Raw genomic sequence first — 12,919 nt, forward strand, 5'->3', positions numbered from 1 at the left:
CTGAGCCCACAGGCACAAGTTTGATAAAGACTCCGGATTTTGTGCCTGTTGAGCAGGGCACTGTTTTCTTCAACCGGTGATATCGCTTTGCTCAGACCATAAATAGGACCAGAGGGCTTGCGCCACTTTCGATTTACCAGACTCGGCATGACCGAACAGCAATTGGCCAATGGTCAATCCTAGCTGGCGATAGCTCTCAAACTGTGCCTCGTTGAAAAACTGATCTGCGGTGCTTTCGTTGGGGAATTTCGGATTCTGTACGGCGTAGTTTGATACGTCCGCAGACACGCCAACGATCACTCGCGGTTTTAAGACTAGGATCCGGCTTTGTAAGTCGCGTTGGCAGTCTTTTTTGAAGACATTGAGCAATAAGGCGCAGCGCTGGTCGGCTTCTTTCTGGGGGCTGAAATCGCCGACGTCGCCGAAAATAGAGCCAAGGATGGGGTGCTTCAGAATCTCGGTATCGACTTCTATTTCCAGCGATTGATCAATCCTGGCAAGGCGAGTGAGATTGGCTAAGTCGTCAAACTCATAGTTAACATCGCAACCGCTGTCACATAACACAATGAGTTCAATATCACGTTCCTTGCGGATCAACTCGTAAGCGGCAGTGTTCTCGAAGTGCCCTCCGTCAGAGAGGTACTGAAATTCGCGCCGCAACCCGTGGAAGCGAGCCGTCAATTCGTAGAGCAGATAGGCCTGAATGGGGAAGACTTTTTGGTAGATGGACTGGGTTAGACTTTTTGAATCAAAGTTGCACGGCCACCACGTCCCTAAACGCACGTTAGCCAGACCGAGCGCCATGGACGTTCCCAAGGAGGTTGCGCGGCCTAGACCGGTGGTCAAGGCCGCACCAGAAGTCGCAATCCAGTAGGACACGGACAGCGGCTGGTTAATCTCGCTTTTGCGCGAGCATTTGTTCTGCTGCGCGCGTAATTCTCCATCAAGTATGAAGCTGACTTTGCTTGAGCTTTTAGCATCGCCAGGGGCAATACACAGCGGCTTGCCTTTGCGATCCCGCTGAACCAGTTGTTCAGCAGGGTCCACGGTCAGGTTCATGGTCACGTTGATCAAATGAATGGGCGCGCAGACGCTTGCGTAATAGTCCCCTAGTTGGAGGTCGTCGCCTGCCATCGCATCAGCAACGCTTAAGCGCGACCGTTGAGACTGGATATTAGTATCAAACGTAAAGCGCTGACCGTTTGAGGCGCCGAGGTAGGCTCGGGCGAGGCGGCTAGAGTAAAAGGCTTGTAACGAGGAGAGGTTGATAAAGCCGATGAACTGACCGGATGATAACGTCAGCCCCAGCGCCGCTGCTGACAAGATCACTAACCCATAGTAGGCGGAACTGTTCGTTAGGCTGATGAGTGACACATCGTCGCGCACCCACGCTACGAGCAAACCCCACAGCACGGTGATAGAGAGCAGGATCGAAAACCCGACAATACCGGCCAGAATGTCTGTCGGCAGTTTGCTGAGCCAGCCCGGTACCGATTTATCATCCAGAAACTTTGAAAATAGACGTACCAGTGCGATGAGAGCGGGCGGGGTGGCAACGGCGATACTGGACCAAGGGTGCTCGTGCAACTGGCCATATACCCACTCGGTCAGACTGGTAACGATTGCAATGAATACCATGGCAATGACGGCAATCAACTGTTGAGAAAGTAACCGCGTGATGAGAACTCGGTAATTGCGCACGCTGTTAAATGGGCCGGTGAAGGTGGTGCTTGTGCTGTTGAGGTACATAAAAAAAATGAGGGTCAGGAACACCAACAGCATGGTTCCGATTTCGAACGCCCCCAACAAAAAGATGGCGGTCAAGTTTGCTGGTAGGGCCATCTTCAATGCGGCGCCAGCAAACGCGATACCCACAATGCTCATGATGACGCTACACCAACTGATCGCCTCCACCTTTTCATCTTGGCTATTGACTGAATAGACCATCCAGAACGCGAGCACCAGTGGCCCTCCGGCCGCGACTAACCACAACAGGGGTAGCCACCAGAGCGATGTGCAAAGCAGCATCCCCACTCCACTTTCAGGGTCGACGATGCCGGGTGCACAATACAGCGCATTGACATAAAGCCGCACCATTGCCAGTAACGAAAGAATCAGTAGCACCGGCATACCGATCACAAACTGCACCGACAGCAGATTTCGCAGCGTCAGCGCCATCGCATAGAAAAAGTCTCCAGAACCGGACGGCAGTAAGTAGCGGCCGTTTTCTCGAAGCCACGCCATGGCCGCTTCGCCGCGGTTTTCACTGTAATCGCGTGTGGTATGAATGCGCCCAGGGGGCTCCAAGCGAAGTGCCGCGTAGGCATTTTCAGCTGCGGCAAAGTGTCCCTCAAGAGACGGAGACGACGAAGGTGATGGGTTGCCGGTAAGTCGGCCCGGTACAAACAAACTAATGAAGAACGAACCTATATAGCCGCCGCCGCTGACCGTGGACAAGTAATCGAAATGGGGTAATAAGTAATCGCTTTGCTGCGATGGCTTGCGGCAAGGTTTGATCGGCAGGGCCGGTGCCCGTGCCATCGCTTGCAACACGCCAAGGGCGAACGTCGCGCTACGAATACCTCCGCCGGATAACGCAATACCCCAATGGCGCGGATGATCGGGTCGCTGATCGATATCGAGAGCTTTGCGTCGCTCCGTAATACGGTGCAGTTCAATATCGGACTGCGCAGACTTGATAGGATCTTTCGAGTCTAGTTTGCCCATGGCATGTCCTGCCCGTGTTGGCAGTCGTTTTATTTGAACTTAGCCTAGCCGCGGGTGGTTACTTTGCAACCCTCTCATCAAACACCGCGTAATCCATTTAATTTCCTCGTTTTTGCTGCGCGACAGCGCTGCGTCTCCTACAAAACGCGATGGTTTTAATGCCGGACACGAGTGTCCGGCAGGAGATATGAAGCCTCTTACGTCACCACGCGATAACACGGCACATACGCCGCGCCGCCGGGAAGTTTCATGCGGTGTTGTGCGACAAAGGCTTGCAGCAAATGATCCAGTGGCTCCATCACGGCAGCGTCACCGTGGATTTCATATGGACCATGTTCTTCGATCAGCCGGATGCCTTTGTCTTTGACGTTCCCCGCCACGATCCCAGAGAACGCCCGGCGCAGATTGGCCGCCAGTTCGTGAGGTGGCAGGTCGCGGCTCAATTTTAAATTAGCCATGTTCTCGTGTGTCGGATCAAACGGACGCTGAAAACCTTCGTCGATTCTTAGCAGCCAGTTGAAGTGAAACGCGTCGTTGCGCTCGCGACGGAACTGTTTGACCTCTTTGAGCCCGGCGCTCATTTCCCGTGCGACCTGAACCGGATCGTCGATGATGATCTGGTAGCGACGCTGTGCAGCTTCGCCCAGGGTGGCGCCGACGAAGTTGTGCAGTTGTTGCAGGTACGGCGCCGCATGTTTCGGCCCGGTCAGAATCACCGGGAACGGTAAGTTCTGGTTGTCCGGGTGCATCAAGATGCCGAGCAGATAAAGGAACTCTTCGGCGGTGCCTGCGCCACCTGGGAAGATAATGATCCCGTGGCCAACCCGGACGAAGGCTTCCAGACGTTTCTCGATGTCCGGCAGAATCACCAGCTCGTTTACGATGGGGTTCGGCGCTTCGGCCGCAATGATGCCCGGCTCAGTCAGGCCCAGGTAGCGGCCGCCGCTGATGCGTTGTTTGGCGTGGGCAATGGTTGCGCCCTTCATCGGACCTTTCATGACGCCAGGGCCACAGCCGGTGCAGATGTCCAGGCTGCGCAGGCCCAGTTCGTGGCCGACTTTTTTGGTGTATTTGTATTCTTCAGTGTTGATCGAGTGACCGCCCCAGCACACGACGATCTTCGGCTCTACCGCAGGACGCAAGGTGCGGGCGTTGCGCAATAGATGGAACACGTAATCGGTGATGCCTTGAGAGCTTTCGAGGTCTATACGTGGGCTGTCCAACTCGTTTTCGGTGTAGACGATATCGCGCAGGGCGCAGAACAACATTTCGCGGGTGCTGGCGATCATCTCTCCGTCGACGAAGGCGTCGGCCGGGGCGTTGAGCAATTCCAGGCGCACACCACGGTCTTGCTGATGGATGCGAACTTCAAAGCTTTCATACGCCTCAAGAATGGTCTTGGCGTTATCAACGTGGGCGCCGGTGTTGAGGATTGCCAGGGCGCATTGGCGGAATAATTTATAAATACTGCCTGACCCGGCTTCGCTCAATTGTTGAACTTCGCGTTGGGACAATGTTTCAAGGCTGCCCTTTGGGCTGACCGAAGCGTTAATTACGTGTCTTAAAGCCATTCTGAATTCCTGAAAACGAGGCAACCACGCCAGAAGGGGAGCAGTTGCCTCAAAATAAGTGAGCGCCGCAGATGATCGCGCGGCGGGCATTTTCTCCGGCGACCGGGCACGAATGCAAATGGTGTGTGGGGACCATCGGTGGCGAGCTGTCTCGCGGCGCAGCAGAGAGCGGCAGTTAAAGATCTATGAGCCAATAAACAGTGGAAAGCGAGTGGTTTTCGTATCTTACTCCGGCACTCAGATCAAATGGCATGTCCCGGAAAACTGATTAACTGTGTGTGTGACCCTTTCTACGGGCGATAATGCCCTGTCATTTTGTAATCAACTCACCCTTGGAGTTCGGCAGCAGTCATGTTCGAGATAAAACACCTGAATCCTGAAACCTATCGCCGACAAACCCGGCGCAGTACGTTGATTATTGCCCTGACGTTCGCGGTGTTGGCGGTCGTGTTGTCCGGCGTCGCGGTCAAGCTGTTAGGCGAAGCAGGCGGGGATAATTTTTGGTTGAATGCAGCCGGCGTTGTAATCGGCCTGTTACTGACGGTCGCGTTGGTGCGGTTTAAATTTTGGTCACAAGGCTGGATGGCACCCGCTGTGTACGGTTGGCAGCTTAAACGTAACCTGATGAAAGTTACCAACGTGATGCATTACGTGACCGCTGGTGTGGAGGTTAACGATCCAACGGCCATGAAGTTGCTGCGCTTTTACCATCTGGGCATTAGCGAAATGCATCAGCTGGATGCCAACTCCAGTGCTCACCTGCAAATGATCCAAGAAATAGATCAACACCGGGTGCGGATGACCCAGCTAGGGATCGACACCGATCAGGCTCGATTTGACCCTGCGTGGATCAATGCCGTCAAAGCTCGCGTCTAAGCGAATTCTAATAACCGTTACTATGTCCTGAAAAGTGGTGTCTTTGACATTTGAGTCGTATCGTTCTGACGGTAAGCTTTCCCTCATTGAACCCAAACGCTCAATGGGGAATGTTGTCGATGTCGTTGGCAAGCCAACGCCCACAGAGACTTAGGCAGCTCCTATAGATTCCATCACCGTCAGGTCATACGGGCGTCCACTGCCATGCAAGATATCGGACTCATTCTTTATCCCGAATTCCAAGTGCTTGGGCTTGCGATATGCGCGACGTTCGAGTTCGTCAACGTAGTCGCGGGCAAACCGATTTAAAGCATTACGCTGCTGTCAGAGCACGGCGGGCCGGTGCGGACATCCGAAAATCGCAGCTGATTTACTCAACGGAGGGCTTTGAAACCAGAAAAGATTCCACGCTGTAGGGCTTTTTGATGATGGCGACGCCAGCGAGTTCGGCCGGCACGCGAAGCTCATTTCCATAGCCTGTAGCAAACGCAAAGGGAATGTTTTTCTGCTTGAGACTCAGTGCTACCGGCAAGCTGGTTTCGCTTCCCAAGTTAAAATCGAGCAACGCGAAGCTCGGTGGCGTTTGGTCAATGATGCGCAGCGCATCAATCACCCTGGACGTAATGTCGACCTCCTGCGCGCCGAGCTTGAGCAGAATATCTTCGGCCTCAAGCGCAATAATGATGTTGTCTTCGAGAACCAACACCCGTCCATGATACGTGGACGGCCAGGCTGTTTGAGCCGTTGCTTTTGCTAACGGTCGGGTGCTGGCCAGTTTTACAAAGGCCGACGGAATGACAAAGCTCGCTTCAAGACCATGCCGCGCATAAAGCACCTCGGCAGTGCCTTTTAGATCAAAGGGTATCGAGCGCTCGACGATGGTGCTACCAAAGCCGCGACGGCTGGGCGGCGTGACTGCCGGCCCCCCATGCTCTTTCCAGGACAGCGTCAGCCGCCCGGCCAGGTCAAGGCGCCAGTCAATGTTGATTCCCCCTTGGGCGTTTGACAGCGCGCCATGCTTGGTCGAGTTGGTCATCAGTTCATGAACCACCAGCGCAACCGTGGAAAATGCCTGGGGGTCCAGTAGCACATCGGGGCCATCAATCTTGAGTCGTTCATGACCTTGAGACAGGTAGGCTTTGCCTTCGGCGTCGATGAGGGCGCGCAGGGGCGCTGCACTCCACTGATCGGCGGTGATTTGATCGTGGGCCAGGGACAGTGCCTGGATCCGTCCGCTGACTGATTGAATAAATTGTTCAAGTGTCGTTTCGGTGTCTCGGCTTTGGCCCACAACGGCTCGAATCAGGGTCAAGATGTTGCGCACCCGATGGTTGAGTTCGGCCACCAGCAATTCCCGTTTTTCATCGGCTTGTTGACGCTCGATGCTGCTGGGGTCTTTTACTCGCAGAATAACTTCCAAAAGCGCGGTGCGCAGGTGCCGGGCGACTGCATGATCACCGTCGGTCCACGGGCGGCTCTGTCCCTCGACCTGTTCGCTCCACACTGCAAAACTTTTGCGCGGTGTCAGTCGTTCGCCGTCATCTGTCACCACGACGCTCTTGTCGGGGTTACCCGCCCAATTCACTGAATGGCGCCATTGGCGACGGAAAAAGACCAGGTAATCGCCAGGGGTGAGCGACAGCGGGATCGCCAGCACCCCGGCGGCAGCCTCGACGAACTTATCGCCTAAGGGGTAAACACTTGCCAGTGCACAAGTAGAAAACCCGTCAGCGGTTGCGGCATGGTTGAGGAAGCCGGTCATGGCGTAAAACGCCTGTTCGTCAGGTGTATAGCCGCTGATGCGAACCCTGCCGTCGATACACAACCCAACGCCATCGCAATCAATCAGCCCGGCGAAATCGTCGAGGGCGTTGCCAAGACCTTTAAATATCGGCGTGACCGTACTCAGTCTTGCGATTAACTGATCATGTAATGCGCGCTTGTAGAGCGATTGTTTAAGTTCGGTATCCCGCTCGCGGCTTTCAAGCATCAGCGAAAACATCTGCCCGAATAACTCGGCCGTCGTACGAATTTCCAATGACAGCGGGCCCGATACACCGTGATGGCAGGCGATAAGGCCCCACAGTTGTCCCTGGTGAATAATCGAAATCGATAATGAGGCTGCGACACCCATGTTGCTCAGGTATTCCAAATGAACGGGCGAGACTGAGCGCAGGACGCTGAGTGACAGGTCGAGCGTAGGGTTTACGGGGTCTTGCAGGATGATTACACCCCAATCACTGACGTCCGCGATGATACGCAGGCTGTTGCGCACATACAGCGCGCGGGCTTGTTGCGGAATATCGCCAGCGGGGTAGCGCAGGCCCAGAAACGCCGTCATCCCCGTGGCAGCTTTCTCGGCAATGACTTCTCCGGTCCCGTCCTGCTCGAATCGGTACACCATCACCCGGTCATAACCGGTCAACGCCCTTATCTGGCGAACGGCTTCTTTGCACAGCGTCAGTAAGTCTCCTGGTCGCTGTAGCCGCATGATCATGGCGCGAAGCGTGGGCGCCGAGTCTGCTCGGTGAACCGTTGCTGCGGGTTCGGCTTCAATCACAATGCTTGAGCCGCTGTAATGAATGGCGAAGTCAAACAGTTGATCGGGCAACAACGGTTCACCGAAGACCCGTTCTACCGAGTCTGCAGAGGCCATGAACTGCAGTCCGTTGCGCAGTGCGTGAAGGGTTGGCAACGGAACAATGTCGCCCAACGGTTTTCCGATCACCGATTCGGCAGAAAAGGGCAGGAAGTTGCTGAGATTGGCGGAAACGTGCGTTATCAGCCAGTCATGGGACACAGCGATTAGAAACCCAAATGTCTGAACCCGAGCAAGCCGATGGATGGGCTCGCGATCGCACTCATTAAGATTATTGTTGGTGCGGGGCATCGGGTGGATTACCGGAAATATAGGCGCTTAGAGTGGAGCGGGCCGGAGGGTGCGGCTCGCTTGCCGTGTTCGGTTCAGGGTAGTACACGCCTGTGCGATGCATACTACCTGAGAAAGCGCTTACTACCTCGTTTGAGTGGTGCTTGGGCTATCAGGTGACATTAAGCCCCCAAATTAAATGTGGCCGGGTCAGGGCCCAGGCGTTTGGCCTGCTCAATGCTGGCTATCGCGGCCATGTCTTGAGCACTCAATTCAAAATCAAACACGCTGAAATTTTGGACAATTCGCCCTGGGTTGCTGGAGCGCGGTATGACAATGCGTCCGGTCTGTAAGTGCCAGCGCAGAATCACTTGCGCCGCGGTGCGGCCGTGGCCGGCAGCGATACCTTTTAATACCGGCTGGTTGAGCAACTCACCACCTTGGCCCAGCGGGCTCCAGGATTCAGTATCAATGCCTTGGGATTGGCAAAACTGGAGTAACTCCTGTTGCACGAAATCCGGATGGATCTCAATTTGGTTGACCGACGGTTTTACACCGGTATCACCGATGATTCTTTCAAGATGATCCGCGTTGAAATTGGACACCCCAATCGAGCGAATACGGCCTTCTTTTTGCAGTTGTACCAAGGCACGCCAACTGGCGGCGTACGCATTTTTGGCCGGCAGCGGCCAGTGGATCAGGTACAAATCAACCTTTTCCAGCCCGAGCAGCTTGAGGCTAGCGTCGTACGCCCGCAGCGTCTTGTCGAAGCCGTGGTCGGCGTTCCATAGCTTGGTGGTGATGAAGATATCCTCACGCGGCACGTCACTCTCAGCCACGGCGCGACCCACACCGGCCTCATTGCCATAGATCATTGCAGTGTCGATATGCCGGTAGCCAGCGGCAAGCGCGGCCGTAGATGAGTCGAAGGCTTGCTCATCGGTGAGCTGCCAGACGCCCAACCCTAACTGAGGAATTTGCACACCATCATTGAGCGTTATCAGCGGAGCTTGTGACATTGATAATAATCCTGCGTCAGCGAGCGAAAGCGCATGAACGCAGCATACGCCCAACAGCGACAGAGTTTTCTGTAGGCGCAAGCTGCCGAAGGCTGCGATAAGGTCCGAAGGACCTTCGCCAATACGTTGGCTCCTACCGATTTACTTAAGGTTATGGCCTCATGCTTTAGGTTCTGCACCACGTATAGAAAAATTCGCCATGTGTTCAAGGCCTTTGATCAGCGCTGAGTGGTCCCACTGGCTGCCACCGATGGCGGCGCAGGTGCCGAACACTTGCTGGGCATTGGCGGTGTTGGGCAGGTTGAGGTTCAGTTCGCGAGCGCCTTCGAGTGCCAGGTTCAGGTCTTTCTGGTGCAGCGCGATACGGAAGCCGGGGTTGAACGTGCCTTTGATCATCCGCTCACCGTGTACTTCGAGGATTTTCGAGCCTGCAAAACCGCCCATGAGTGCCTCACGGACCTTAGCGGGATCAGCACCGTTTTTAGCGGCGAACAGCAGCGCTTCAGCCACCGCCTGAATGTTCAGGGCGACGATGATCTGGTTAGCGACTTTTGCGGTTTGACCGTCGCCATTGCCACCCACGAGAGTGATGTTTTTACCCATGGTTTGCAGCAGCGGCAGGGCGCGGTCGAAGGTGGCCTGGTTGCCGCCGACCATGATGCTCAACGTGGCTGCTTTGGCGCCGACCTCACCACCAGACACCGGCGCGTCAAGGTATTGCGCGCCGGTGGCGTTGATTTTCTCGGCAAAGACTTTGGTGGCAGACGGGGAGATCGAACTCATGTCGATAACGACCTTGCCCTCTGATACACCCTCGGCGATGCCGTTTTCGCCAAACAGCACGGCGTCGACGTACGGGGTGTCGGGCAGCATAACGATGATGAACTCTGAGGCTTCTGCGACGGCTTTCGGGCTGTGCAACACCTGTGCGCCGCCCTCGGACAGCGAGCCGGGTGGGGTGCTGTGATGGTCTGACAGAATCAGCGTATGGCCTGCCTTGAGCAGGTTTTGAGCCATGGGCAGACCCATGATGCCGGTTCCGATAAATCCGATTGTTGCCATGGTGGTGATCCTTTTGTAGTCGGTTTCCTGAATTCAACGAACGCATTCAGGCGAATGGGAATTCTGTGGGAGCAGGCTTGCCTGCGAACGCTGCACTGCGGTTTATCTGATGAACCGAGTTGCCTGGTTCACAGGCAAGTTGTTAAATCACGTTATACGTTTTCAGCCAGCCCAATCCTGCTTCGGTGCTGGTCAGCGGTTTGTATTCGCAGCCGACCCAGCCCTGGTAGCCGATGCGGTCCAGGTGTTCGAACAGAAAGTGATAGTTGATCTCCCCGGTGCCGGGCTCATGGCGGCCAGGGTTATCGGCCAACTGCACGTGCTGGATCACCTGCAGGTGGGTCTCTAGCGTGCGAGCCAGGTCACCTTCCATGATTTGCATGTGGTAGATGTCGTATTGCAGCGCCAGGTTTTTGCTGCCGACCTTGTCGCGAATGTCCAGTGCCTGGCGAGTGGTGTTCAAGTAAAAGCCTGGAATGTCCAAGGTGTTGATCATTTCCATGATCAACCGAATACCCACGGCTTCAAGTTTGTCGGCGGCGTATTTGAGGTTGGCAATGAAGGTGTTTTCGATCAGCTCATCGCTGCCCTCAGCCGGACGAATCCCCGCTAGGCAGTTGATTTGCGTGTTGCCCAAAACCTGGGCGTAGGCGATGGCCAGATCGACCCCGCCGCGAAACTCTTCGACGCGGTCCGGGTGACAGGCGATGCCGCGTTCGCCGTTGGCCCAGTCGCCCGCAGGTAGATTGAACAGCACCTGGGTCAGCCCGTTCGCATCCAGCCGCTCCTTGATTTGCGCCGAGTTGAACTCGTAAGGGAACAGGTATTCAACCCCGGTGAAACCCGCCGCCGCGGCGGCGTCGAAGCGGTGCAGAAAGTCATGTTCGGTGAACAGCATGGACAGGTTGGCGCATAAGCGTGGCATGGTGGGCTCCTCAGTCGAAACGGTTGTCAGTCAATCAGGTTTAGTCCATCAAGCTGACAGATGTAGGGGCGTCGGCGCGGGACTCTGCCAGCGCTTCGAATTCATTAATGGCGTTGATCTCTGTACCCATGGAAATGTTAGTCACTCGTTCCAGAATCACTTCGACGACCACCGGAACGCGGTATTGCTGCATCAGGGAGCTGGCTTCAGCGAACGCTGCCTGCAGGTGGGCCGGATCGGTGACGCGAATCGCTTTGCAGCCCAAGCCCTCAGCCACCGCGACGTGGTCCACCCCATACCCTTCCAGTTCCGGTGCATTGATGTTGTCGAAGGCCAATTGCACGCAGAAGTCCATGTCAAAACCGCGCTGCGCCTGACGTATCAAGCCCAAGTACGAGTTGTTCACTACGACGTGAATATAGGGCAGTTTGAACTGCGCACCCACGGCCAATTCTTCGATCATGAACTGGAAATCATAGTCCCCGGACAGCGCAACAACCTGGCGGCCAGGATCAGCTTTGGCCACACCCAGTGCTGCTGGAATTGTCCAGCCCAGCGGCCCGGCCTGGCCGCAATTGATCCAGTGGCGTGGTTTGTAAACGTGCAGGAATTGCGCCCCGGCAATTTGCGACAGCCCGATGGTGGTGACGTAGCAGGTGTCCTTGCCAAAGTAACGGTTCATTTCTTCGTACACCCGTTGCGGCTTGACCGGCACGTTGTCGAAATGGGTTTTACGTTGCAGGGTGCGTTTGCGCTCCTGGCAACTGTGCAGCCAGGCGCTGCGGTTCTTGAGCGTTCCGGCGACGTGCATTTCCCTAGCGACTTCGAGGAACATCTCCAAAGCAGCGCCCGCATCGGAGACGATGCCCAAGTCTGGCATCAACACCCGACCTATCTGCGTCGGTTCAATGTCGATATGGATGAATTTACGGCCTTCGCTGTACACCGAAACAGTGCCGGTGTGGCGGTTGGCCCAACGATTGCCGATCCCCAGCACCAGGTCCGATTCAAGCATTGTGGCGTTGCCGTATCGGTGGGACGTTTGCAGCCCGACCATGCCCGCCATTTGGGGGTGATCGTCAGGAATAGTGCCCCAGCCCATCAGCGTTGGAATCACCGGAATACCGGTCAGCTCGGCGAACTCAACCAAAGCTGCCGAAGCGTCGGCGTTGATGATGCCGCCACCGGCCACAATCAGCGGGCGCTCGGACTGATTGAGCATCGCCAAGGCTTTTTCTACCTGCTTGCGGCTGGCCTTGGGTTTGACGATGGGCAGCGGTTCGTAGGCGTCGATGTCAAATTCGATGTCGGCCATTTGCACGTCGAACGGCAGGTCGATGAGCACAGGACCAGGCCGTCCGCTGCGCATCAGTTGAAACGCTTTCTGAAACACATACGGCACCTGCCCCGGTTCCATTACCGTCGTCGCCCATTTGCACACCGGTGCCGCGATGCTGGCGATGTCTACTGCCTGGAAGTCTTCTTTGTGCAGGCGGGCGCGGGGCGCTTGTCCGGTGATGCACAAGATCGGAATCGAATCTGCCGAGGCTGAGTACAGGCCGGTGATCATGTCGGTGCCGGCCGGGCCTGAGGTGCCGATGCACACCCCAATATTGCCTGCGACCGCGCGGGTGTAACCCTCTGCCATGTGCGAAGCGCCTTCGACGTGACGTGCCAGCACGTGATCAATGCCGCCGAGCTTCTTCAGGGCTGCGTACAACGGATTGATGGCTGCACCGGGAATCCCGAACGCGGTGTCGATTCCCTCACGTTGCATCACCAGAACGGCCGCTTCGATAGCGCGCATGACAGTCATTTGGTAGTCTCCTGAAGTCGATAGTTTGAGTACCTGACTATCCTGCTTCTTCAA

General features: G+C 55.7%; 8 protein-coding genes. 1 reads left to right on the forward strand and 7 read right to left on the reverse strand.

What is annotated here, in order from left to right; translation table 11 throughout:
* Positions 1–69 precede the first annotated feature (69 nt).
* Together RHM59_RS02700 and ppnN are read right to left on the reverse strand one after the other, a co-directional pair.
* Positions 70–2,727, reverse strand: coding sequence for a hypothetical protein (locus RHM59_RS02700; protein ID WP_322164778.1), 2,658 nt, complete (start codon positions 2,725–2,727; stop codon positions 70–72).
* A 197-nt stretch (positions 2,728–2,924) separates the two neighbouring features.
* A complete protein-coding gene (gene ppnN, locus RHM59_RS02705) occupies positions 2,925–4,298 on the reverse strand; it encodes a nucleotide 5'-monophosphate nucleosidase PpnN (RefSeq protein ID WP_322164777.1) in 1,374 nt (457 codons plus the stop codon).
* A gap of 351 nt (positions 4,299–4,649) precedes the next feature.
* Here ppnN and RHM59_RS02710 point away from each other — a divergent pair, with 351 nt between their 5' ends.
* Positions 4,650–5,174, forward strand: a complete 525-nt coding sequence (locus RHM59_RS02710; protein WP_322285893.1) for a DUF3087 family protein — start codon at positions 4,650–4,652, stop codon at positions 5,172–5,174.
* A 370-nt stretch (positions 5,175–5,544) separates the two neighbouring features.
* Here the strand turns inward: RHM59_RS02710 and RHM59_RS02715 are convergent, their stop codons facing one another.
* From RHM59_RS02715 to gcl, 5 genes are all read right to left on the reverse strand, one after another.
* Positions 5,545–8,064 carry an HWE histidine kinase domain-containing protein gene (locus RHM59_RS02715; RefSeq protein ID WP_322285894.1) on the reverse strand — a complete coding sequence of 840 codons (2,520 nt, stop codon included), beginning with the start codon at positions 8,062–8,064 and terminating at the stop codon, positions 5,545–5,547.
* 161 nt (positions 8,065–8,225) lie between these two features.
* Positions 8,226–9,062, reverse strand: coding sequence for an aldo/keto reductase (locus RHM59_RS02720; protein WP_322285895.1), 837 nt, complete (start codon positions 9,060–9,062; stop codon positions 8,226–8,228).
* Positions 9,063–9,221: 159 nt separating this feature from the next.
* The gene (locus RHM59_RS02725) at positions 9,222–10,124 is read right to left on the reverse strand and encodes a 2-hydroxy-3-oxopropionate reductase (protein WP_322285896.1); all 903 of its coding nucleotides are present in this window, start codon (positions 10,122–10,124) and stop codon (positions 9,222–9,224) included.
* Positions 10,125–10,266: 142 nt separating this feature from the next.
* The gene (gene hyi, locus RHM59_RS02730) at positions 10,267–11,049 is read right to left on the reverse strand and encodes a hydroxypyruvate isomerase (RefSeq protein WP_322164772.1); all 783 of its coding nucleotides are present in this window, start codon (positions 11,047–11,049) and stop codon (positions 10,267–10,269) included.
* A gap of 40 nt (positions 11,050–11,089) precedes the next feature.
* Positions 11,090–12,865, reverse strand: coding sequence for a glyoxylate carboligase (gcl, locus tag RHM59_RS02735; protein WP_322164771.1), 1,776 nt, complete (start codon positions 12,863–12,865; stop codon positions 11,090–11,092).
* Between the last annotated feature and the right edge of the window lie 54 nt (positions 12,866–12,919).

Origin of the sequence: Pseudomonas sp. MH10 (assembly GCF_034353045.1) — a bacterium.
Classification (GTDB): domain Bacteria; phylum Pseudomonadota; class Gammaproteobacteria; order Pseudomonadales; family Pseudomonadaceae; genus Aquipseudomonas.

What these genes read in the sequence shown, in the direction of transcription:
- ppnN (WP_322164777.1), bottom strand. Translation starts at nt 4,298, where the DNA reads ATGGCTTTAAGACACGTAATTAACGCTTCGGTCAGCCCAAAGGGCAGC.
- RHM59_RS02725 (WP_322285896.1), bottom strand. Translation starts at nt 10,124, where the DNA reads ATGGCAACAATCGGATTTATCGGAACCGGCATCATGGGTCTGCCCATG.
- RHM59_RS02715 (WP_322285894.1), bottom strand. Translation starts at nt 8,064, where the DNA reads ATGCCCCGCACCAACAATAATCTTAATGAGTGCGATCGCGAGCCCATC.
- RHM59_RS02720 (WP_322285895.1), bottom strand. Translation starts at nt 9,062, where the DNA reads ATGTCACAAGCTCCGCTGATAACGCTCAATGATGGTGTGCAAATTCCT.
- RHM59_RS02700 (WP_322164778.1), bottom strand. Translation starts at nt 2,727, where the DNA reads ATGGGCAAACTAGACTCGAAAGATCCTATCAAGTCTGCGCAGTCCGAT.
- RHM59_RS02710 (WP_322285893.1), top strand. Translation starts at nt 4,650, where the DNA reads ATGTTCGAGATAAAACACCTGAATCCTGAAACCTATCGCCGACAAACC.
- gcl (WP_322164771.1), bottom strand. Translation starts at nt 12,865, where the DNA reads ATGACTGTCATGCGCGCTATCGAAGCGGCCGTTCTGGTGATGCAACGT.
- hyi (WP_322164772.1), bottom strand. Translation starts at nt 11,049, where the DNA reads ATGCCACGCTTATGCGCCAACCTGTCCATGCTGTTCACCGAACATGAC.